This is a genomic window from Pseudomonas sp. 8Z (genome assembly GCF_902506535.1).
GTDB lineage: Bacteria > Pseudomonadota > Gammaproteobacteria > Pseudomonadales > Pseudomonadaceae > Aquipseudomonas.
Map to the genome: position 1 here is coordinate 1,101,322 of NZ_LR733825.1, position 22,879 is coordinate 1,124,200.

18 protein-coding genes and 4 pseudogenes are annotated in these 22,879 nt (G+C 57.8%); 19 read left to right on the top strand and 3 right to left on the bottom strand.

The features are described from left to right. The first annotated feature begins 8 nt into the window (after positions 1–8). The 5 genes from betC (at position 9) to AERO9A_RS09290 (ending at position 5,827) form a co-directional block, all read left to right on the top strand. Positions 9–1,517, top strand: coding sequence for a choline-sulfatase (gene betC, locus AERO9A_RS09270; protein WP_159971608.1), 1,509 nt, complete (start codon positions 9–11; stop codon positions 1,515–1,517). 50 nt (positions 1,518–1,567) lie between these two features. Further along, positions 1,568–2,488, top strand: a complete 921-nt coding sequence (choX, locus tag AERO9A_RS09275; RefSeq protein WP_159971609.1) for a choline ABC transporter substrate-binding protein — start codon at positions 1,568–1,570, stop codon at positions 2,486–2,488. Between the two features lie 177 nt (positions 2,489–2,665). Further along, the gene (locus AERO9A_RS09280) at positions 2,666–4,237 is read left to right on the top strand and encodes a SulP family inorganic anion transporter (RefSeq protein ID WP_159971610.1); all 1,572 of its coding nucleotides are present in this window, start codon (positions 2,666–2,668) and stop codon (positions 4,235–4,237) included. A 220-nt stretch (positions 4,238–4,457) separates the two neighbouring features. Then, entirely contained in the window at positions 4,458–5,048 is a 591-nt protein-coding gene (locus tag AERO9A_RS09285; RefSeq protein ID WP_159971611.1) for a MarC family protein, read from the top strand. After that, positions 5,045–5,827 carry an N-acetylmuramoyl-L-alanine amidase gene (locus AERO9A_RS09290; RefSeq protein WP_159971612.1) on the top strand — a complete coding sequence of 261 codons (783 nt, stop codon included), beginning with the start codon at positions 5,045–5,047 and terminating at the stop codon, positions 5,825–5,827. The genes AERO9A_RS09285 and AERO9A_RS09290 overlap by 4 nt, the downstream gene beginning before the upstream one ends. A 66-nt stretch (positions 5,828–5,893) precedes the next feature. On the opposite strand, the gene AERO9A_RS09295 is transcribed toward AERO9A_RS09290, so the two are convergent. Next, the gene (locus AERO9A_RS09295) at positions 5,894–6,289 is read right to left on the bottom strand and encodes a response regulator (RefSeq protein ID WP_159971613.1); all 396 of its coding nucleotides are present in this window, start codon (positions 6,287–6,289) and stop codon (positions 5,894–5,896) included. Positions 6,290–6,434: 145 nt separating this feature from the next. Here AERO9A_RS09295 and AERO9A_RS09300 point away from each other — a divergent pair, with 145 nt between their 5' ends. From AERO9A_RS09300 to AERO9A_RS09315, 4 genes are read left to right on the top strand one after another with little or no spacing between them, the layout of a single operon-like run. Further along, positions 6,435–9,911: a response regulator gene (locus AERO9A_RS09300; protein WP_178111113.1), complete on the top strand. Its 3,477-nt coding sequence runs from the start codon at positions 6,435–6,437 to the stop codon at positions 9,909–9,911. After that, the gene (locus AERO9A_RS09305) at positions 9,911–10,720 is read left to right on the top strand and encodes a protein-glutamate O-methyltransferase CheR (RefSeq protein WP_159971615.1); all 810 of its coding nucleotides are present in this window, start codon (positions 9,911–9,913) and stop codon (positions 10,718–10,720) included. The genes AERO9A_RS09300 and AERO9A_RS09305 overlap by 1 nt, the downstream gene beginning before the upstream one ends. Further along, complete coding sequence (locus AERO9A_RS09310; protein ID WP_159971616.1) at positions 10,717–11,328, top strand: chemotaxis protein CheB; 612 nt, start codon at positions 10,717–10,719, stop codon at positions 11,326–11,328. The genes AERO9A_RS09305 and AERO9A_RS09310 overlap by 4 nt, the downstream gene beginning before the upstream one ends. Then, positions 11,322–12,509, top strand: coding sequence for a hybrid sensor histidine kinase/response regulator (locus tag AERO9A_RS09315; protein WP_159971617.1), 1,188 nt, complete (start codon positions 11,322–11,324; stop codon positions 12,507–12,509). The genes AERO9A_RS09310 and AERO9A_RS09315 overlap by 7 nt, the downstream gene beginning before the upstream one ends. A gap of 162 nt (positions 12,510–12,671) precedes the next feature. On the opposite strand, the pseudogene AERO9A_RS09320 reads toward AERO9A_RS09315, so the two are convergent. Further along, positions 12,672–12,772: pseudogene (locus AERO9A_RS09320) on the bottom strand (IS5/IS1182 family transposase); the annotation flags it as partial. Between AERO9A_RS09320 and AERO9A_RS09325 the strand changes: the two are divergent. The 9 genes and pseudogenes from AERO9A_RS09325 to AERO9A_RS09365 form a co-directional block, all read left to right on the top strand. Then, a complete protein-coding gene (locus AERO9A_RS09325) occupies positions 12,771–13,211 on the top strand; it encodes a tautomerase family protein (protein ID WP_256665888.1) in 441 nt (146 codons plus the stop codon). The pseudogene AERO9A_RS09320 and the gene AERO9A_RS09325 sit on opposite strands and share 2 nt — an antisense overlap. A 347-nt stretch (positions 13,212–13,558) precedes the next feature. Next, positions 13,559–14,455, top strand: coding sequence for an alpha/beta hydrolase (locus AERO9A_RS09330; protein WP_159971618.1), 897 nt, complete (start codon positions 13,559–13,561; stop codon positions 14,453–14,455). Positions 14,456–14,756: 301 nt separating this feature from the next. Next, on the top strand, positions 14,757–15,656 hold the full coding sequence (locus tag AERO9A_RS09335) for an NAD(P)H-binding protein (RefSeq protein ID WP_256665889.1): 900 nt from the start codon (positions 14,757–14,759) through the stop codon (positions 15,654–15,656). Between the two features lie 61 nt (positions 15,657–15,717). Continuing rightward, the gene (locus AERO9A_RS09340; RefSeq protein WP_159971620.1) at positions 15,718–16,800 is read left to right on the top strand and encodes an alkene reductase; all 1,083 of its coding nucleotides are present in this window, start codon (positions 15,718–15,720) and stop codon (positions 16,798–16,800) included. 231 nt (positions 16,801–17,031) lie between these two features. Next, entirely contained in the window at positions 17,032–17,625 is a 594-nt protein-coding gene (locus AERO9A_RS09345) for a TetR/AcrR family transcriptional regulator (protein WP_159971621.1), read from the top strand. Positions 17,626–17,865: 240 nt separating this feature from the next. After that, positions 17,866–18,762 carry an MBL fold metallo-hydrolase gene (locus AERO9A_RS09350; RefSeq protein ID WP_159971622.1) on the top strand — a complete coding sequence of 299 codons (897 nt, stop codon included), beginning with the start codon at positions 17,866–17,868 and terminating at the stop codon, positions 18,760–18,762. Positions 18,763–19,140: 378 nt separating this feature from the next. Beyond that, positions 19,141–19,500 (top strand): IS66 family insertion sequence element accessory protein TnpB, encoded by a 360-nt coding sequence (tnpB, locus tag AERO9A_RS09355; RefSeq protein WP_256665890.1) that lies wholly within the window; start codon positions 19,141–19,143, stop codon positions 19,498–19,500. Positions 19,501–19,518: 18 nt separating this feature from the next. Next, positions 19,519–21,094: pseudogene (locus AERO9A_RS09360) on the top strand (IS66 family transposase). 43 nt (positions 21,095–21,137) lie between these two features. After that, positions 21,138–21,518 (top strand): annotated as a pseudogene (locus AERO9A_RS09365) (transposase); the annotation flags it as partial. Between the two features lie 290 nt (positions 21,519–21,808). Here the strand turns inward: AERO9A_RS09365 and AERO9A_RS09370 are convergent. Further along, positions 21,809–22,192 carry a hypothetical protein gene (locus AERO9A_RS09370; RefSeq protein ID WP_159971623.1) on the bottom strand — a complete coding sequence of 128 codons (384 nt, stop codon included), beginning with the start codon at positions 22,190–22,192 and terminating at the stop codon, positions 21,809–21,811. Positions 22,193–22,769: 577 nt separating this feature from the next. On the opposite strand from AERO9A_RS09370, the pseudogene AERO9A_RS09375 reads away from it, so the two are divergent. Continuing rightward, a pseudogene (locus tag AERO9A_RS09375) lies at positions 22,770–22,879 on the top strand (IS110 family transposase); the annotation flags it as partial.

Genomic DNA, 22,879 nt, shown 5'->3' on the forward strand with positions numbered 1-22,879 from the left:
CCGCCACCATGAAGCGCCCGAACATCCTCTTCATCATGGCCGACCAGATGGCCGCGCCGATCCTGCCGCTGCACGATGCCGCCTCGCCGGTGCAGATGCCCAACCTGATGAAGCTGGCCGAGCAGGCCGTGGTGTTCGACTCGGCCTACTGCAACAGCCCGCTGTGCGCGCCATCGCGCTTCACCCTGGTCAGCGGGCGGCTGCCCTCACAAATCGGCGCCTATGACAACGCTGCGGACTTTCCCGCCGACGTGCCGACCTACGCCCACTACCTGCGCCGCCTCGGCTACCGCACGGCGCTTTCGGGCAAGATGCACTTCTGCGGCCCGGATCAGTTGCATGGCTATGAGGAGCGTCTGACCAGCGACATCTACCCGGCCGACTACGGCTGGGCGGTGAACTGGGACGAGCCGGACGTGCGCGCCAGTTGGTACCACAACATGTCCTCGGTGCTACAGGCCGGGCCCTGCGTGCGCAGCAACCAGCTCGACTTCGACGAAGAGGTGGTGTTCAAGGCGCGCCAGTACCTCTACGACCACGTGCGCCTGACGCCCGAGCAGCCGTTCTGCCTGACCGTATCGATGACCCACCCGCACGACCCCTACACCATTCCCCGCGAATACTGGGATCGCTACGAGGGCGTGGACATTCCCCTGCCGCGCCAACACATCGACCAGGCCGAGCAGGACCCGCACTCACAGCGCCTGCTGAAAGTCATCGACCTGTGGGACAAGCCCTTGCCCGAGGACAAGATCCGCGACGCGCGCCGTGCCTACTTCGGCGCCTGCAGCTACATCGACGACAACATCGGCAAGCTGCTGAAGACCCTGGAGGAATGCGGCCTGACCGAGGACACCCTGATCGTCTTCTCCGGCGACCACGGTGACATGCTCGGCGAGCGCGGCCTCTGGTACAAGATGCACTGGTTCGAGATGGCCGCCCGCGTACCGCTGCTGGTGCATGCGCCGCAGCGCTTCGCCGCGCACCGGGTCAGCCAATCGGTGTCGACCCTCGATCTGCTGCCGACTCTGGTGGAACTGGCTGGCGGCCAGGTCGATGCAGGCCTCGCGCTGGAAGGCCAGTCGCTGCTGCCGCACCTCAAGGGCGAGGGCGGGCATGACGAGGTGCTCGGCGAATACATGGCCGAAGGCACCGTCAGCCCGCTGATGATGATTCGTCGCGGGCCGTGGAAATTCGTTTACTCCGAGCAAGACCCGCTGCTGCTGTTCGACCTCGACAGCGACCCGCAGGAGCTGCACAACCTGGCCGACTGCAGCGAACACAAAGGCATCCTCGCCGGCTTCCTCGCCGAGGCTCGCGAGCGCTGGGACATGGCCACCATTCACGCCGCCACCCTGGCCAGTCAGCGACGCCGCCGATTGGTGGCCGAAGCGTTGAGCCAGGGCAAGCTGACCAGTTGGGATCACCAACCGCTGGTCGACGCCAGCCAGCAATACATGCGCAACCATATCGATCTGGACGATCTGGAACGTCGCGCACGCTTCCCACAGGTGTGAACCTTTACCGACTGCCGCCCCCCCAACACAAAAGAAAAAGGAGAGACGCCATGAACCGATTCAACGGGCTACTGCTCGCCACCGCGCTCGCCAGCGCCGGCAATGTCTGGGCCGAGGATGCAGCCTGTAGCAGCGTCAAACTCGGCGATCCAGGCTGGAGCGACATCGCCGTGACCAACGGCATTGCCAGCTTCCTGCTCGATGGCCTGGGCTACGAGGCGCAGAGCCAGACCCTGGCCGTGCCGATCATCTTCGCCGGGCTGCAGAAGGGCCAGGTTGACGTCTTCCTCGGCAACTGGATGCCCGCGCAGCAGAGCAACTACGACACGTTCGTCGCCAGCGGCGAGGTGGACAAGGTCACGCAGAACCTCGAAGGCACCGAGTACACCCTCGCCGTGCCGACCTACGCCTATGATGCCGGCGTTAAGACCTTCGCCGACCTCGACAAGTACGCGGACAAGTTCGACCACAAACTCTATGGCATCGCCTCCGGCGCACCGGCCAACGAGTCGATCAAGCAGATGATTGCCGCCGACGAGTTCGGCCTGGGTGACTGGAAACTGGTGGAGTCCAGCGAGCAGGCGATGCTGGTGCAGGTGGGGCGTGCGGTAAAACGCGAGCAGTTCGTGGTGTTCCTCGGCTGGACGCCGCACCCGATGAACGTGCAGTACGACATGAAGTATCTGAAGGGCGGCGAGAAATATTTCGGCGCCAGCGGCCAGGTCAACACCCTGGCGCGCAAGGGCTATGCCGCGCAGTGCCCGAACGTCGGCAAGCTGCTGAGCAACCTGCGCTTCACCCAGGCCATGGAGAACGCCATCATGGATCAGGTGCTGAGCAAGCAGGCCAGCAACGACGCGGCGATCAAGGCCTGGCTCAAGGCCAACCCGCAGGTGCTCGATGGCTGGTTGCAGGGCGTGACCACCCGCGATGGCGGCGACGGTCTGGCGGCGGTGAAGGCGCGGCTGTAACGCTCGCCCGTAGGCGCGAGTTTATCCGCGATCCGGGGTGGTGCAGAGCCTGACCCTGATCGCGGCTGAAGCCGCTCCTACCGGGCACGAACAGTGATGACCGCAGGCAGAGCGCCAGCGGCGGCCTGGCCATGTCGTTTACACTTCACGCTTCTGGACGCAATCAACTCGCCAACGATGCCGCTCCCCGATCTTCAGACCCTGTTGCCTTTCCTGCGCTGGCTGCCCGGCATTCGCCGCAGCACCCTCGGCAACGATCTGCTGGTGGGCCTGACCGGCGCCATCCTGGCCCTGCCGCAATCGCTGGCTTACGCGCTGATCGCCGGACTGCCGGCCGAATACGGCCTGTATGCGGCCATCGTGCCGGTGATCATCGCCTGCCTGTGGGGCTCGTCCTGGCACCTGATCTGTGGGCCGACGGCGGCCATCTCTATCGTTCTGTTCACCAGCGTCAGCCCCATGGCCAAGGTAGGCAGCGAGGAGTTCATCGCCCTGGTGCTGCTGCTGACCTTCCTTGCCGGGCTGTTCCAGTGGCTGCTCGGCCTGCTGCGCTTCGGCGCCCTGGTGAACTTCGTCTCGCAGTCGGTGGTGCTTGGTTTCACCCTCGGTGCGGCCTTGGTCATCGCCATCGGCCAGGTGCCCAACCTGCTCGGCGTCGAGGTGCCAAGCCAGGCCACCGCGCTGAGCAGCCTGCTGCAGATCGGCCAGCACCTGCCCGAGACACACTGGCCGAGCCTGGCCCTGGCCGCCTTCACCTTGCTGCTGAGCCTGGCCGTGCGCCGCCTCTGGCCGAAGGCGCCAGCGCTGCTGATCGGCCTGATTGGCGGCAGCCTGCTGGCCTGGTTGCTGCCGACGAGCTACGCCGAGCAGATCGCCCTGGTGGCCTCCTTCGCCGGTAACCTGCCGCCACTGACCGCGCTGCATTTTGACCTCGATGACGTGCTGCGCCTGCTACCGGCAGCGGTGGCCTGCGGCATGCTCGGGCTGGTCACCAGCCTGTCCATCGCCCGCGCCCTGGCAGTCAAATCACATCAGTTCCTCGACGCCAATCAGGAAGTGCGCGCCCAGGGCCTGTCGAACATCATCGGCCCGTGGTTCTCCGGCTCGTTGTCGGCCGGCTCCTTCACTCGCTCGGCGCTCAACCTGCAAGCCGGCGCGCGCACGCCGCTGGCCGGAATATGCTCGGCGCTACTGGTGGCGCTGTTCGCCCTGTTCGGCGCCGCGCTGCTGGCGCATATCCCGCTGCCGGTGATGGCCGCCGGTATTCTGCTGATCTGCTGGGGCCTGGTGGATCTGGCGGCGATCCGCGCGCTGCGCCGGGTCAGCCACGCCGAGTTCGTGGTGATGCTGCTGACCTTCACCGCCACCCTGGTGCTGGAGCTGCAGACGGCGATCTATGCCGGCGTGCTGGCCTCGCTGTTCTTCTACCTCAAGCGCACCTCACAGCCGCGCGTGCGTCTGTGGCAGGACGGCGACGACGAGGTGCTGCGCATCGAGGGCTCGATCTTCTTCGGCGCCTGCCATTACATCCAGCAGTTACTGCAGAACAGCCACGCCCCGCGGGTGGTAATCGATGCCCGGCATATCAACTTCATCGACTACGCCGGCATCGAGATGCTGCACCAGGAAGCACGCCGTTTGCAGGTGCTGCAACGCCACCTGGTACTGCGCCAGGCGCGGCCGCAGGTGGTGGAGGAAATCCTCAAGCTCGAAGGCGCCGAGCATTGCCCGCTGGTCTTCGAGGACTAAGAGCCTGTTCAGGATCTCGCGAGCTAGAGCCAGGCAAGGCGAAACCAGGCGAAAAAGCGCAGTTTACGAGTTGTAAATGAGCATTTTGACTGGGCTCGCACGCGAGGCTGGTTTCAACGCTGCATGGCCGACGCACAGCAGATCGTGAACAGGTTCTAAGCCCCTCGCGTGGCGCCCGAAGCCTCTCTAGACTACGCAGCCCCGCTCACCGGAGGCCGCCATGGACATTCTCAGCATTGCCGTACTGATCTTTCTGGTCACCGACCCGTTCGGCAATATCGCCATCTACATCGCCGCCCTGAAGAACGTCGAGCCGCGCCGTCGCCTGTGGGTCGCGGCGCGCGAGCTGCTGTTCGCACTCGGCCTACTGCTGCTGTTCCTCACCTTTGGTGACAAATTCCTCAGCGCGCTGGGCCTGTCGCGGGAGGCGACCGCGATTGCCGGCGGTATCATCCTGTTCGTCATCGCCATGCGCCTGATCTTCCCCAGCCCGCAGGGCCTGCTCGGCGACGTGCCGGACGGCGAGCCGATGCTGGTGCCGCTAGCCACGCCAGCGGTGGCCGGGCCATCGGCCCTCGCGGTGCTGATGACCTTGCGCAACACCCACACCGGGCCGCTCTGGGAGCTGTACCTGGCGCTGATCCTGGCTTGGGCGGCGACGGCATTCATCCTGCTGCAGGCCTCGTTCCTGCAGCGTTTTCTCGGTAACCGCGGGTTGATGGCGGTGGAGCGACTGATGGGCATGCTGCTGATCATGCTCAGCGTCGACATGCTGCTGGACAACCTGCAGAGCGTATTCAGTCATTTATGAAGTCTTTCTGCCTTGCCCTCACCCTTGTTCTGCTCGCCGGTTGCACCAGCGGCCTGCGTATCGACGACAGCCACCAAGCCGTCGGCCAGAACAGCCGCGTGCAGTACGTGGTGCTGCACTACACCTCCGCTGACCTGGCGCGCTCGCTGGAGCTGCTGACCAGCAGCGACGTCAGCAGCCACTACCTGATCGGCGACCGCCCGGCGACGCTCTATCGCCTAGTCGATGAAAACCGCCGCGCCTGGCACGCCGGAGTCAGCTCATGGCAAGGCCGCACCTGGCTGAATGCCTCGACCATCGGCATCGAGATGGTTAACCAGGGCTATTACGACACGCCAAAGGGCCGCTACTGGCAGCCCTTCGCGCCGCAGCAGATCGACGTACTGGTGGCTCTGCTCAAGGACATCGTGCGTCGTCACCAACTGCCGCTGGGCTCGATCATCGGCCACAGCGATATCGCGCCGCAGCGCAAGGTCGATCCGGGCCCACTGTTTCCCTGGAAGCGCCTGGCCGATGAAGGTCTGATTCCCTGGCCGGATGAAACCGAGGTGGCACGCCAGCAGGCGCTATTCGCCGCCAGCCTGCCCAGCGTCGAGTGGTTTCAGGAGCAACTGGCGCGCCAAGGGTATGAGGTGCCGCAAAGCGGCGAACTGGACGAAGCCACGCGCAATGTCATCGCCGCGTTTCAGATGAAATACCGCCCAGCCAATTACGATGGCCAGCCGGACGCGGAAACTGCCGCGCGCCTGCTGGTGCTCAACCAGCAGGCCGCCCATTAACAGGCCATTGAAAAATGCTTGTTCGCACAATATTGGAGAAAAACCGGATAGCGACTCAACGCCCCGTTAGGCGCTGGTGAGCGTGCTCAGACGATTGGCCAACTGCATGAAGTCATAGGGTTTGACGATGCTCTCGGTGGCCGCGCCGTTGTCGCGGGCACGCACCTGATCAAGCAGCTCGCGCTCGTCGTAACCACTGGCGAACAGCACTGGCAAGGTTGGTCGCAAGCGGCGCGCCGCTTCGACCAACTCGCGTCCATCCATACCAGGCAGGCCGATATCACTCATCAACAGATGGACCGGCTGATCACCACGCAGCCACTCCAGCGCACTGGCAGCATCACGCAGGGCCTGGACGTGGTAGCCAAATTCCTGCAAGACCTCCGCCGTGAGCGGGCGGACGACATCGTCATCCTCGACCAACACGATGGTCTTGATCAGTGCGGAGTCGGTCTGAGCCATGAAGTTCTCGGTTTATGCGCGCAAAATCGGTGGATGTTTGGCAAACTTCGGCGTCTGCACGCTGTCAGTGTGCCACACGCCAACCTTCTACATAAAGCAGCGAGACAATCATCGAATGGACGTCCCAGTGTCGAATGAGTCCGCCATGGACGAGGCAAGCTTTCGTCGCATCCTCAATCGTAATTTTGCCCTGCCGCTTGGCCTGGGACTGGCCAGCGCTCTGTTTTTCGCTGTGGTCATCGGCTACCTGCTCAACGTGATTCGCTGGGTCGAGCACACCGATCAGGTGCTCAACCGTGCCAGCGAGCTGTACCGCATGACGCTCGACATGGAAACCGGCCTACGCGGCTTCATGCTCAGCGGGAATGAGGAGTACCTCGCGCCTTACGAGCTGGCACGTGACGAGCTGCGTCCGCGTACCAATCAGCTCATCGAGATGGTCTCCGATAACCCATCTCAGATCCCCTATATACAACGCCTGCAAGTGCTGCAGGAACAATGGGACCTGTATGCCCAGGAAATGATTGCAGAGCGTCGCGCCAATGCTGACGTCACAGACGATGTGAAACGCGGCCGTGGCAAGAATCTGACCGATGATATTCGCGAGGAGCTGACCAGCTTCATCAGTAATGAGCGCACGCTACGCCAGCAACGTAATGCCAAGGTCAGCGATATCACGACCTGGGGTGCTGGCGCCTACCTGACCATCAGCATCCTGTTCAGCGGCTTGTTAGCACTGTTTGGGCGGCGCGAGCTGGTCAATCTCTCGCAGACCTACTCTCAAGCCATGAGCCTGCAGGCTGAGTACGCCGAAGAGCAGCGCCGCCGCGCCTGGCTTGGCGATGGCCAGAACCAGTTGGCAGAACGCCTGCTCGGTCAGCCATATGTGGGCGAGCTTGCCGACCGCTCGCTGGAGTTTCTCGCGCAATACCTGGGCTGCGTGGTTGCCGCGCTGTATTTGCGTGATGCCCACAGTGGCGCTCTGCAACGTGTCTCCGGCTACGGGTTCAGTGATAACGCCAACGTCAAAGAGCACTTTTACCAGGGTGAAGGGCTGGTCGGGCAGGCAGCCAGAGGCAAGCAACTGGTCTATCTAGAGGATCTGCCGACCGACTACATCAAGGTCGCCTCCGCTCTGGGCGAGAGCCAACCGGTCAGTATCGCGCTGGTACCACTGCAGTCCGAAGAGCGCGTCAACGGCATCATCGAGCTGGCGTTCCTGCGCCCGCTACAAGCCCATGAGCGCGAACTGCTGGAGGCCATCGCCAGCCACATAGGCATGACACTGGAAGCCGCACGCTATCGCCAACGCCTGCAAGAGGTACTCAGCGAAACCCAACAGCTCAACGAAGAGTTGCAGACCCAGCAGGAAGAACTGCGCGCCGCCAACGAGGAGTTGGAACAACAGGCTCGCGTACTCAAGGAGTCCCAGGCGCATCTGGAGACCCAGCAGGCCGAGCTGGAACAGACCAACGAGAAGCTCGCCGAGCAGGCGCAGACCCTCGCCGACCAGCGCGACGAGCTCGATCAGCGCAACACCGCCCTGGGCCGCATCCAGACGCAACTGGAAGAACGCGCCGAAGAACTGCAACGCGCCAGTCGCTATAAATCCGAGTTCCTCGCCAACATGAGCCACGAGCTGCGCACACCGCTCAACAGCTCGCTGATCCTGGCCAAGCTGCTGGCGGAGAACGGCAAGGGCAATCTCAACGACGAGCAAGTGAAATTCGCCGAGTCGATCTATTCGGCCGGCAATGACCTGCTCAACCTGATCAACGACATCCTCGACATCGCCAAGGTCGAAGCCGGCAAGCTTGAGGTGCGCCCCGAGCGTACCGCGCTGGCCAACATGGTCGAGGGACTGCGTGATGTATTCACGCCACTGGCCAGTGAGCGCGGCCTGAGCTTCGTGATTGAGCAGCAGGACAACCTGCCGCACATGCTCTTCACTGACCGCCAGCGTGCCGAACAGATTCTGCGCAACCTGCTGTCCAATGCATTCAAATTCACCGACCACGGCGGCGTGACGCTCAACATCTCGCGCCACGATGAGCAAACTCTGGCCTTCGTCGTACGCGACAGCGGCATCGGCATCGCCCCAGATCAACAAGACGTGATCTTCCAGGCCTTCCGCCAGGCCGACGGCACCACCAACCGGCGCCATGGCGGTACCGGTCTGGGCCTGTCGATTTCTCGCGATCTGGCCGCGCTGCTCGGCGGCTCGATCAGCGTCCACAGCGTGCCGAACGAAGGCAGCAGCTTCACCCTGCTGCTGCCCGAGCGGATGACCGAGAGTGGCAACAGCGCCAAGCCCAGCGCCCTCGCGCCGCCACCATTAGAGTTGCCGACAGCACCTGTAGTAGCACTCACCGAGCCCACACAACCACGCTCCCCTGCGCCTTTTGCAGATGATCGCGAGCACCTCGACGAGCGTACTGGACGCTGTGTGCTGGTGGTCGAGGACGAAACACGCTTCGCCCGCATCCTCTTCGACCTGGCCCATGAGCTGGGCTACGCCTGCCTGGTAGCCACCAGCGCCAATGAAGCCCTAGAGCTAGCGCGCCAGCACCGCCCGGACGCCATTCTGCTCGACATGCGCCTACCCGACGGCTCAGGCCTGGCCGTGCTGCAACGCCTGAAAGACGACACCCAGACCCGCCACATTCCGGTTCACGTGGTCTCGGTAGACGACCATAGCGAAGCCGCCCTGCATCTGGGGGCGGTAGGTTACGCACTCAAACCCACCAGCCGCGAGCAACTCAAGGACGTCTTCGGCAAGCTCGAAGCCAAGCTCAACCAGCAGGTCAAACGCGTGCTGCTGGTCGAAGACGACCCCTTGCAGCGCGATAGCGTTGCCCGCCTGATCGGCGACGAAGATGTCGAGATCACCGCCGTTGCACTGGCAAATCAGGCCCTGGATAAACTGCGCGACACCGTTTTCGATTGCATGATCATCGACCTCAAGCTGCCCGATATGCACGGCAACGAGCTGTTGCGGCGCATGGCCGAAGAAGACATCTGCTCCTTCCCTCCGGTGATCGTCTACACCGGGCGCAACCTGACGCGTGATGAAGAAGCCGAGCTGCTCAAATACTCGCGCTCCATCATCATCAAGGGGGCGCGCTCACCGGAGCGCCTGCTCGATGAAGTCACCCTGTTCCTGCACAAGGTCGAAGCTGACCTGTCCAGCGAACATCAACGCATGCTCAAAACCGCGCGCAACCGTGACAAACAGTTCGAAGGGCGGCGACTGCTGCTGGTCGATGACGACGTGCGCAACATCTTCGCCCTCTCCAGCGCGCTGGAGCAGAAGGGCGCCTCCATCGAAGTGGCGCGTAACGGCTATGAAGCACTGGCCAAGCTGCGTGAGCACGATGACATCGACCTGGTGCTGATGGACGTGATGATGCCGGAGATGGACGGCTACGAAGCCACCCGGCAAATCCGCCAGCAAGCGCGCTGGAAAAACCTGCCGATCATCGCGGTCACCGCCAAGGCGATGAAGGATGACCAGGAGCGCTGCCGCGAGGCCGGCGCCAACGACTACCTGGCCAAACCTATCGACCTGGCCCGCCTGTTCTCTCTGATTCGCGTGTGGATGCCCAAACTGGAGCGCTTGTAATGCCCGACGAGATCGAGCTACGCCTGCTGATCGAAGCGATCTACCTGCGCTACAACTACGACTTTCGCGACTACTCCAAGGCGTCGCTGAAACGTCGTGTGCGTCAGGCACAAGCGCAGTTGGGGTGCTCAAGCATCTCGGCACTGCAGGAGCGCATCCTGTACGAGCCTGCGGCCTTTATGCAGCTCTTGCAGTACCTCACCATCCCGGTCAGCGAGATGTTCCGCGACCCCACATACTTCCTCGCCCTGCGCGAGCAGGTGGTGCCGCTGCTGCACACCTACCCGTCGCCGAAAATCTGGGTGGCAGGCTGCAGCACCGGCGAAGAGGTGTACTCCCTGGCCATCCTGCTGCACGAGGAAGGCCTGCTCGAACGCAGCATGATCTACGCCACGGACATCAACCCGCACTCACTGGAGAAAGCCGCACAAGGCATCTTCTCCCTCGACCACCTGCGTACCTACACGCAGAACTACCAGCTCTCCGGCGGTAAGCGAGCGTTCTCCGACTACTACTCGGCAGCTTATGACCGCGTGCTGTTCGATAAGTCGCTACGCGCCAACGTGACATTCGCCGACCACAGCCTGGCCACCGACAGCGTGTTCGCCGAAACCCATCTGGTGTCGTGCCGCAACGTGCTGATCTACTTCAACCGCGACCTGCAGGATCGCGCCCTTGGCCTGTTCCACGAATCGCTCTGCCACCGCGGTTTTCTCGGCCTAGGCAGCAAGGAGAGCCTGGACTTCTCCGCATATGCCCAGCAATTCGAGGCGGTTTCACGCCCCGAGCGAATCTTCCGCAAGCGATGAGCGAGCAGCGGCGTGCTCTACGCGAACAACCTCGTGCGCCCTTGCAAGCGCTGGTGATCGGCGCCTCGGCAGGTGGCGTGGAAGCACTGCTAACCCTACTCGCAGAGCTGCCGCCGGATTACCGTCTGCCGGTGGTGTGCCTGCTGCACGTACCGGATCGTAACGACAGCCTGCTGGCCGAGCTGCTCGCCCGCCGCCTGCGGCTGCCGGTCAAGGAAGCCGAAGACAAAGAGTACCTGCGCCGTGGCATGGTCTACGTGGCGCCAGGTGGTTATCACCTGTCCATCGAAAGCGATCGCAGCTTTTCTCTCAGTCGCGAGGAGCCCCGGCATTTCTCGCGGCCATCGATCGACATTCTGTTCGAATCTGCCGCAGATACTTACGCCGCCCAGTTGGCCGGAGCCTTGCTCACCGGCGCCAACGAGGATGGCGCAGCAGGTCTGCTGGCCATCCAACAGGCAGGAGGGCTGACCCTGGTACAAACGCCATCCGACGCCTTGGTGCCGACCATGCCAGAAGCAGCTCTGGCGCTGCTGCAACCGGACTATCTCCTGCCCCTTGCCAGCATGCGCCTGCTGCTGGCTGAACTGGACGACCTCTCATGCTGAGAAAGATCGAAGCCAAGGTCCTGCTGGTCGACGACTTGCCGGAAAACTTACTGGCACTGCACTCACTGATCCAAACCGAGGATCGCATCATCTTCCAGGCCGGCAGTGCCGACGAAGCACTGTCGCTGCTGCTCGAACACGAATTTGCCCTGGCCATCCTCGACGTGAAAATGCCCGGCATGAACGGCTTCGAACTGGCCGAGCTGATGCGGGGTACAGAAAAGACCAAGCGCATCCCGATCATCTTCGCCAGCGCCGTCGGCCGCGACATGGACTACGCCTTTCGCGGTTATGAGAGTGGCGCGGTGGACTTCCTGCACAAACCCCTGTCGCCCTTCGAAGTGCGCAGCAAGGTGGCGATGTTCGTCGAACTGTATCGCCACCGTAAGGCACTGAGCCAACAGCTAGAGGCGGTGGAAGCGGCGCGCCGAGAACAGGAGTCGCTACTCGACGAACTGCGCGAAACCCAGGCCGAACTGCAAAAAGCCGTGCAGATGCGCGACACCTTCATGTCAATTGCCTCCCATGAGCTGCGTACACCGCTCAACGGCCTGATCCTCGACGTACAACTGCGCAGGATGCGCCTGGAGCAAGGTCGCGAGGACGCCTTCACCCCGGACAAACTGCGCGAGATGATCAGCCGCGACGAACGCCAGATCCGTAGCCTGAGCCGCCTGATCGACGACATGCTGGACGTCTCGCGGATCCGCACGGGCAAGCTCTCGGTACTGCCGCAGCCAGGCGACCTCAGTGTATTGGCCCGCAATGTGATGGAAAACCTGAGCACGCAATTCGCCAGCAGCGGTAACCATATCGAGCTAGAAGTGGATGGCCCAGCGCCAGTGCTGATGGACGAATTTCGTATCGAGCAGGTGCTGGCCAACCTGCTCACCAATGCATTGCGCTATGGCGAGGGCAAGCCGGTATCGGTTCGGGTGAAAGTGGGCGATGAGTTTGTCCGCGCCGAGGTACGCGATCAAGGCCTGGGGATTTGCGCCGAAGATCAGCAGCGAGTGTTCGAGCAATTCGAGCGCGTCTCAGGCGCCAATGCCCCGCAGGGGCTCGGGTTGGGCCTGTTTATCAGCGAGCAAATCGTCCAGGCCCATGGCGGTCGTATCGAGCTAACCAGCCGTCTGGGCGAAGGCTCCTGCTTCAGTGTCGTGCTGCCCCGCCAAGTGTGATCGTGCAAATTGCATGCTGCGCAAATCGAGCATCATGCAAAGCGCATGAATAACGCTTTACATTGACTTGCTAAGCCATTGATTTATAAGAGATTTATGAGTCGATAAAAGTTGGTACGAGCGCTGCAAGGATCAGTCATGTAAACCCCGACTGACCTACGNTTCCACGGCACCACCTGATCCATCTCGATCAGGAACAATTCTTTGCGGGTCTGCTTGCGCTTACCTGCGTACTCGGCGTCGGCGAAGGTCATCTGCTTCATGGAAAAACTCGGCTGGCGGGATCAGCGTATTTCAACAGATTCGGGAAGTCTTTTTCAGACCATCCCTAGCGAAGAGAAACGCGCGCTGGCGGATGTCTTGAATCTCGCTCTTCATGAAGCCATGGATACGCCCAAGGATGACCGTTTCATCATCATCAGTGAGCACAAGGACGATGAGCTTTTCATCCATCCGACTTTTCCTGAAGTGGAGAGATCTGATAAGCGTCTGGTCGTAACGGTGACAATAGGCACGAGCAGGACAGTGGAGCAAAAACGCAAGCTCGCGGAGCTGGTCACCCGTTATGCGGTAGAAATGGTGGGCGTCAGCCAGGACGATATCAGCCTGATCATGTATGCGGTTCCCCTGGAGAACATGAGCTTCGGCGGCGGAAAGCTAGTCTCTGACATTGACCTTTCTATGCCTTGGGTAAACAAATAACAGGCCGGAGCTGCACTGTTCTTTTGACGGTTTAGCACATTTGGATCTAACAAACATCTCGCTCGATTTACTGTCGTGGGTCTCATGGGTTCCGATCCGAAACCACTTTCGAACGGGTATCAGGATGATGCAGCTACCATCCTGAACATTACTCTTCACGCATTCGTTTGATGCACGACCGATCCTGCGCGGAGTTGGGCCAGCAGACTACTTAGAAATTGGAGAGGACAGCTCTTCAAGCTTGAGCGGCCAAGCAGCTGATTTACATTAACGGACTAAAGCAACAGACCGTGCAAGCGGTATACGGCTTATGGTGCTGCCCGATTCCCATTAAAAAGAGTATCTACATGTTCGAACGTACCGATATCGAGGTCGAAGCTGAAGGCAGGATCATGCTGCGTGGATGGCTTTACGTTCCCACAGCTGACACAGCCCCATACCCTGCTATCACAATGGCCCATGGTTATGCCGGCGTGAAGGAACATGGCCTAGAGCGATTTGCTGAGAAATTCGCGTCCAATGGGTTTGTCGTCCTCCTGCACGATCATCGCAACTTTGGTGCCAGCGAAGGTACGCCACGCCAGGATATCGATCCTTGGTGCCAGATCGCTGATTGGCGGCGTGTGATCAGCTTTCTCGAAAACCAGGACATCGTTGACGCGAAGCGAATAGGCTTATGGGGCACAAGCTATGCCGGCGGTCATGCACTTGTGCTTGGCGCCACCGAACGTCGCATACGTGCAGTTGTGGCGCAGGTACCTACGATCAGCGGCTTCGAACAAGGACAACGCCGCATCCCGCCTAATGCTGTTTTATCTCTCGAGGATGCGTTCGCTGCGGACGAGCGTGAGCAGGCACGAGGCGAGCCGCCGCGTAGGCAAACCATAGTCTCTGCTGATCCTGCTGTTTCTGCTTCGTATCGCGACAAGGATGCTGTCGATTTTTATCTGCAGCCAGTGCCCGACGGCGCTTGGGAAAACAGTGTCACGGTACGCTCGACTCGCGCTGCTCGCATGTACGAGCCAGGCGCGTGGATTGCTCGCGTGTCCCCTACGCCGCTACTAATGGTCGTCGCCCTTCAAGATACGATCACACTCACTGATCTTGAACTGGCGGCCTACGAGCGCGCCCTTGAACCAAAGCGACTCGTAACGATTCAAGGCGGCCATTTCGATCCATATACCACAAAATTCGATCAATCAAGCTCTGCTGCGCTTGAGTGGTTCAAGGAACATCTTTCCTAGATTTTACAAACGAAGAAAGTACAGGCTGGACATGCTTCATTTCAACTATTCCTACAGTACATTAATCCAGGCCCTTATGCATTGTGGGGTGAGAGCAGCGCCCTCCTACGCCCGGATCAGCTGTTGAGCACCTGATAATCGCGACACTTTATGACTAGGGGTTGGTTCGCCAGTTAAAAAGCCAGATATAGCCCATATCAGCTGTCGTCTAGCCAAAACAAGCTTACGGAGCTTGACACGCCGGAACGATCATTCCATATTTACTGGAATGATCATTCCAAGATGCGTCCGGGAGCTTGAAGTGCCTCAAATATCTCTTACCTCTGCTCACACTCCCCGCATAGCGGTCGCCGGTGCTACAGGTCGCGTGGGATCGGCCTTGATCAATGCGTTGAGCAATGATCCGATCAAATTAATTGCACTTACGCGTAAACCTGATCCAGCGCACTTCGCCACTAATGTCGCTCAAGCAACCGTAGATTTTGATAATTTGACTACGCTTCAAGATGCGCTGCAGGGCGCTGAACGACTGTTCTTGGCACACGGTACGTCACCTTGGCAGGCTAAAAACGAAATCGCTTTGATTGATGCTGCCATCGGCGCTGGTGTACGCCACATCGTCAAGCTATCCGTGTTCGGCCCTCCATTGAGGCTGCACCCATACGATTGGCATACGCGTATTGAGTCTTACCTGTCCACTTGCGACATCGGTTACACACTGCTACGCCCTACAACTTTCTTCGACGTTCTCGCGCTCGGGGGCGAGTCGGTTATGAAGGATACTTGGGGCGGTGCCGCTGGAAACGGAACGGTGAACCTAATCGATACGCGTGACATTGCCGACTGTGCTCGCGCTGTGTTGCTCGACCCCAATAGTAACGACTACCAACGAGCCTTTCATTTAACCGGGGAACATGCTTGGAGCATGCCTAAGATCGCTGAAGAACTGTCTTTTTTTCTGGGGCGGGATGTTCGCTATCATCACCGAAGTTTAGCAGAGCACCGAAAACATCTGCTTTCGTCTGGAAAGAATGAATTAGTGGCAGACGTATTAACTGGCTTGGATCTAATTTTTTCTCAATCGGTGCTTAGCGAGAGCACTTCCACAGTTCAGGTATTGACCGGACATGCGCCAAGAACATTGCCAGCATGGTTACTGGAAAACATAGCAATGTTTGGCGAGCTCGCGCAAGAACGATGAAGTAATTTAATTTATGCCAAGCCAATCGCTTAGATATCTAACTTTATAACGAGGTTTTGAAATGACAAGCCTTCTTGATCCGATCACAGTCGGTGCACTTAGCCTTCCGAATCGTATTTTTATGTCCCCGCTCACCCGACTTCGCGCGCCGGGTAATGTAGCCAACAATATTATGGCCGAGCATTATCGATTACGCGCATCGGCAGGTCTGATTATTTCGGAAGGAATTCCGATCATGCCTGAGGCAGTGGCGTACCCCCATGTTCCGGGAATCTGGAGTGAGTCACAGGTTGCAGGCTGGCGCGGTGTCACCAACGCCGTCCATGAAGCGGGCGGGAGAATTTTTGCTCAACTTTGGCATGTGGGGAGGGTTTCTAATCCGGCCCTCGCTGGTACTGAGCTGCCGGTCGCGCCTAGCTCAATTGCGGCAGCAGGTCATATTCCTTTTACCCGTCCCAAGCAGTCTTATGTAGAACCGCATGCTCTAACAGAATCAGAGATCCAAGATCGGGTGGCAGCATTCCGTTCAGCAGCCGTTAACGCGCAAAGGGCTGGTTTTGACGGAGTTACCATACATGGTGCGAACGGTTATCTCCTCGACCAATTTCTGCAAGACCGCTCCAATCATCGCAGTGATAAATACGGTGGTTCGGTCGAGAACCGTGCCAGGTTTATGCTTGAGGTAGTCGATGCTGCAGTCTCAGTATGGGGTGCAGGGCGTGTGAGTATCAACCTGGCCCCACGTTCACCTAGCCATGACGTCGGAGACAGTGATCCAGCACAAACCTTTAGGTACGTTGCCCGTGAGCTCGGGAAACGTCACCTAGCCTTTTTGTATATTCGGGAAACACCTGGGCCAGATGCGCTTTTACAGGATATTAAGCAGGCGTTCAGCGGCGTTTGTGTTGTCAATGATGGGTTCGATATCGACATGGCTAAAGAGGCAGTGGCGACCGGGGCAGCCGATGCTGTTGGCTTTGGTCGCCTCTATATTGCGAATCCGGATTTGGTTGAGCGGATTCGTGTTGGAGCCCTCCTTAATACCATTAATTCTGAAACGATCTACGACATTGAAAATCCTGGCTCAGTTGGCTACAACGACTACCCACGCTTGAACGAAAAACGCTTCGCTGGGGTTGTGTGACCGATATGAACTCTCAAATGAAAAAGATTAGGCTGATTTTGAAAATCAGTTGCGCAAAAAAAATTGCCCTTGGGAACTCTCGAGAAGTGATTGGCTTTGCAATTGGCTGTCCGGGTAATCGGCGGAAGATAAAGTGGTGCTGGGCAGGATGAGCGCAAATGATACACAAGATTCTAGGGAACACAGTTGTGCATGGCCTAAGCAGCACCCTTGGCTCAAGATGGAGAACGTATGAGCGGTAAATCCCAATATGACGAAAGCACAGTGATCAACGCCGCTGTTGGGGTATTCTGGCGTCATGGCTTCGCAATGGCATCTATCAGTGACTTGACGGAAGCTACAGGTCTATCTCGATCTAGCATTTATCAAAGATTCGGTGACAAGGATGGACTGTTCAATGAGTCACTTGAATGTTATGTAGATCGCGTCATCATACGCATGAAATCAATACGAAAACCGTCAGCCAAGGCAAGTATAGAGGCATTGTTACGTGATTTCTTCCCTAGAGATCCTGACGCGACGCGTCCATCCGGTTGTCTACTATTCCGCAGCTGTGTTGAAAAGGCAGATTTATCGACAATTGCACAAGCTTCAGTAAACAAAGGGGTTAGTCGCCAATATAATGTATTTTTAGAAATCTTAAAATCAGGCGTTTCGCAAGGGGAACTCGGAGAAAATGTCGATTTAGAGGCATTGGCATGGTACTACTTCAGCATATTGCAAGGCGTCGTCAATCTGCCGCCCGCAGGAGCTTCATTCGAAGCCCTTAACAACCTTGTTGATATTGCGATGTCTGCTTGGCCGAAACTTGACGAACTAATGTAAACAATCGAGTACGTAGCGTTAATTCCGGAGCAAAGTTTAAAAACCAGGCATAGGAATTGAAGATACGAGACATACGCCGACGCATAAAAAAATATTCAGACAAACCGAACATAGGAAGTTTGAATTATAAGAATCTTGCTATTTTTACATTGAATACAAAGTTTAGGGCACATGTTCTGCAGAGTTATCTCTCTGCGGCCCCGCGCCATCAATAGCGATCCTTTCAAAGGAAAATTAGAGATGAGAAAAGCAATATCAAAAAGTGTGCTTTTGGTTGTAATGCTTTTTTTAGGCTTAACAAAAGCTCATGCAGCTCAGCAGTCTTTAGAATATCCAGATTTAAAATTTCATGTATTCACCTCGGAGGACGATGGTTTTTTTGTTAACTCTGTCATTGTCGAAGGTAGAAGTGAGCTGCTGCTAGTTGATGCCCAGCTCACGCGAGCTAACGCACTGGAGGTTCTGAAAATAATAAAGACCCTCAATAAGAACCTCAAGAGTATATATATAACTCACGAGCACCCTGATCACTTCTTGGGATTGGAAGTTTTCAAGGATGCTTTTCCAAGCGTCAAGGTTTTGGCAAACTCTAAAGTCGCCGACAGAATCGAAGATGCTTATAAAGAAAAACTCGATAAGTGGAAAGAAATTCTTGGAAAAAAAGCCGCTACCCGTCAGGTCGCTATAACTAGGTTTGACCATAATGAAATGAGTTTAGAGGGCACAAAAATCCAGATACATAAAAACCTTCAGGGCGACACCGATGAAAATTCCTACTTATGGTTCCCTAATGAGCGAGTAGCCATTGCAGGCGACTTTGTTTATAAAAACATGCACGTGTACACGGTGGAAACTACCAAAGAGGGTAGAAAGCTTTGGATCGAAAACTTGGACAAGCTAACACAGCTAAGGCCTGGCATGGTCATTCCTGGACACAGCTTTGCGAATGAAAAATTTGATTCTAAAAGCGCAATTGACTTCACCAAAGAATATTTGTTGGTTTTTGATCAGGAGCTGGTGAAATCAGCCACAGCTTCTGAGTTCAAACAGCGCATGAAAGAAAGATATCCGGGTGCCGAGCTATTTTTCGGAGTGGACAGAGCCGCTTCGAAATTTTTTGATGCATCTATTCAGTAATAAAAGGCGGATCGGCGCAAGGAAGCACTTTCGATAGAGCGTCTTCTTTAGGCGCGATAGGTTGTTAGGGATGGTCTGAAATAGCCCGACATTTCCGGCCGACTTCGACCTCTGCCGATTTTGAAAGCACCGACCAGTCAAAGCCGGTCAGGTTGTCCGCTCAGCTCTTCGTTTTTGGCCGTCACGAGCACCTCGTAGCGGCCATTCCTCACATTACAGGTGTACCTCTCCTGCGGTAGTCAGCAAATGTCGGCGCGTCATCCATAGGTTCGACAGGGCAAACAAGGTCATCAGTAAGCGCTCCACAAACCCCACCTTCACCTGAGTCATCCACTTGCGGATGCTGAGCTCCCGTTTCCGACAGACAGGAGCTTCACCATGATGCGTCCCGACGCCAAGGTGCAAAAAGTCTACCTTTACCCCAAACCGGTCGACTTCCGTAAATCCATCAACGGCCTGGCCGCGCTGGTCGAGCTGGACATCAAGGTGGAGGTGTTCAATCCGGTGCTGTTCGTGTTCCTCAATCGCACGCGCAGCCAGGTCAAGATCCTCTACTGGGAGCGCAATGGCTTTTGCCTGTGGCTCAAGCGCCTGGAGGCTGAGCGCTTCAAAACCAAGCCCGATGCCGGTGATCAGGCCATTGAGCTGACGGTCGATGAACTCAACTGGCTGCTCGACGGTATTGATCTGTGGGGCAATCGTCCGCATCAGGTGCTGAGGCCGCGCTACGTGGCCTGAGCCGGTATAATCCACGGCATGATTACCATGCCCGAAACCCTTCCTGACGATCCTGCAGCGCTCAAGCAATTGCTCGCTGATGTGCTGGCTTCGGCACACAAAATGGCCAAGGACAAGGACGGGGAAATCGAGCAGCTCCGCGAACAGGTCGCCCTACTGCGCCACAAACTGTTCTCGCCCAAATCCGAGCGCAGCGTTGAAGAGGCTGATTCGCCGCAGTTGGCCATGTTCAACGAGGCCGAAGAGCTGATCGGAGAACCGGCTACCGAGGCTGTTGAAGCGCAAGCCGAAGCCGAAGCCGAAGCCGAAGAAGTCGTCGCCCCGGTCAAACGCCGTGGCAAGCGCAAGCCACTGCCGACCAACCTGCCGCGCGTGGAGATCATCCACGACCTGCCCGAGCATGAACTGACCTGCGCCTGCGGTTGCCGCAAGCACGTCATCGGCGAAGAAACCAGCGAACAGCTCGACATCATCCCCATGCAAGTGCGCGTCCTCCGTCACGTGCGCAAGACCTACGCCTGCAAGGCCTACGAAGCCGCGCCGGTCACCGCCGACAAACCCGCGCAACTGCTCGAAAAAAGCCTGGCCAGCCCCAGCGTACAGGCCATGCTGCTGACCACCAAATACGCCGACGGCATCCCGCTGTACCGTTTCGAAAAGATGCTCAGCCGCCACGGTATCGATATCCCTCGCCAGACCTTGGCGCGCTGGGTGATTCAGAGCGGCGAGCAACTCCAGCCACTGCTCAACCTGATGCGCGACAAGCTGCTGGACTACCCCGTGCTGCACTGCGACGAAACCCGCCTGCAAGTGCTGCACGAACCAGGGCGCGATCCCACCACAGAATCCTGGATGTGGGTACAAAGCGGCGGCCCGCCCGACACCCCCGTCGTCCTCTTCGACTACAGCACCAGCCGCGCGCAGGGCGTGCCCCTGCGCCTGCTCGACGGCTATCGCGGCCACCTGCTGACCCGACTACGCCGGCTACAGCGCTTTGGCCGCGCGCGGCGGCATCGAACGGCTGGCTTGCTGGGCTCACGTGCGGCGTAAATTCGTCGACGCGCAAAAAGTGCAGCCCAAAGGCAAAACCGGGCGAGCCGACATGGCGCTGAACCTGATCAACAAACTCTACGGCATCGAGCGCGACCTCAAAGACGCGCCTGACAGCGAACGCCTGGCTGCCCGCCAACAGCGCAGCCAGCCGCTGCTGGATCAACTCAAAGCCTGGCTGGACAAGACCCAACCCCGGGTGGCCGGGCAAACCGCCCTGGGCAAAGCAGTGAACTACCTGACCAGCAACTGGAGCCGACTGGTGCGCTATGTTGAGGGCGGCAATCTGCCAATCGACAACAACCGCGCCGAAAACGCCATCCGCCCATTCGTAATCGGGCGCAAGAACTGGCTGTTCAGCGACACGCCCAAAGGCGCCACGGCCAGCGCACAGATCTACAGCCTGATCGAAACCGCCAAAGCCAACGGCCAAGAGCCCTATGCCTGGTTGCGCTACATCCTCGAACGACTGCCGGCAGCACAACGCCTGGAAGATTACGAAGCGCTGCTGCCGTGGAACTGCTCGCCCAACACTGCGACTTGAAACGCCCATAAACACTGCTCTGGGGCAAGGGTGGGGGTTGTGGAGCGCTTACACTGCCGCCGTCGGCAAGCCCGAACGCTTTGCCAATGGTCGCCAGCTCAGCGCCTGGCTGGGTATGACGCCGCGTGAGTTCAGCAGTGGCAATAGCCGCAAACTCGGCCATATCAGCCGACAGGGTAATGTCTATGTCCGCACGTTATTGATCCACGGCTCACGTGCAGCTTTGCTGGCAGCACGACGCTGCCAGGCCCGTACACCGGAAAAGCTGACGCAGTTACAGCGCTGGGCTGTGCAGACGGCAGAGCGTATCGGCCACAACAAGGCAGCGGTGGCCCTGGCCAACAAACTGGTGCGGATCTGCTGGGCGGTGTGGTGCCATGAGCGGCGCTTCAATGGCAATTGGCAGAGCGTAAAGCCCGCCTGACGGCGGGGGTAATCAGTAAAGGGGTGATGGTTTTCTTGTGGTTGTGGTGAATAGCGAAACTGTCGGAACAGGCGAGTCCTGCAGCGGAACAAGGCCGATAACAATGATGATCCCCGTGATCGATTGAACGCTTGGCCCCCGCTGCGCGAACTACAGAATGGCCAGGGCGTGAACGCCCACAACAGGCCGGATATACGAATGCAACCGCGCTGACGACAGGTTCGAAAAGCTATTGCTCACTACTTGTGGGGAGAGTCCATATACCAATTCTTATGCTCGCGGTTTCACTGTTACCTTCTTTTTCCTGACCCGAAACTGCCTTTATAAAGTAGTCGTGAGTCGAGCATGTCTTCACTTTTTTCTATGGTCGGCTCTGCGGCATGCAAAGTTTCTGACGCGGGTTTATTTCTTTTTCGTCTGTTTTCTTTGCGGCGAATTTTCTTTTCTAATGCACCAATATTTTTTAGATTGAGCTCTTTGAGAAGTTTTCTGGCTTTTATTGATAGGGGGCTTACTTTGGTTTCTGGATAGCTCTCACTGAGGCGAGATAAGATTTTGTGGAGTTCTAGCAAGAATGCCTTTGAAGGCGGGTGCCCTGAGCTCTCATAACTTCGTAGTAAATCTCTAATTTGCTCAAGGGCTATTTGCTTTTCAGTGAGTTCAATACGGAACATCAGGCAGCCCTTAATGCATAACGGTTGGTTAAGGGGCGGGCTTTAGCCCGTCCCAGTGAGCGAAGCGAACGATTTGAACCAATTGTTATACGCTTTTCGGTTTGGGGAGCCAAAAAGAAGCCAACAGAAATAGTAACGCAACCAAACATATCGCAGTAGATATTTGTAGTTCAATTGGTATTTCTATCGGAGATGCTGGATGTTGCCTTTCCTCAATTAAATTAATAACTAGATTATTGGAGAAAATGTTTAGCGAGGTGAAAGCAAAGGCGCACCACCTTGCCATTTTATTGCCTTTATATAAGTAAAATGAGCAGGCAGCGAAAATAGCCGCAGGAATCAGAAACTCCCAGTCGACTGGAATACATCTGTATAACCACGATAGAGAAATGCAGGCAACCAGAAAAGATGAAATTTTATTCATTCTGAACCTTTACCGTGTGTATAACGTTTGGTTAAGGGGCGGGCTTTAGCCCGTCCCAGTGAGCGCAGCGAACGATTTGAATGCTGTAATGGACTCTCCCCACACCACAGTTCTATACCAAGGTGTCGAGGTTTTCTGAGCGGGAGAGTCGTTATGAAGCGCATTGCCGTTGATCTGGCCAAGTCCGTTTACCAAGTTGCCGAGAGTGTCCGCTTCGGCCAGGTGGTGCAGCGCACGCGGCTGAACCGAGAGGCGTTCCGGCG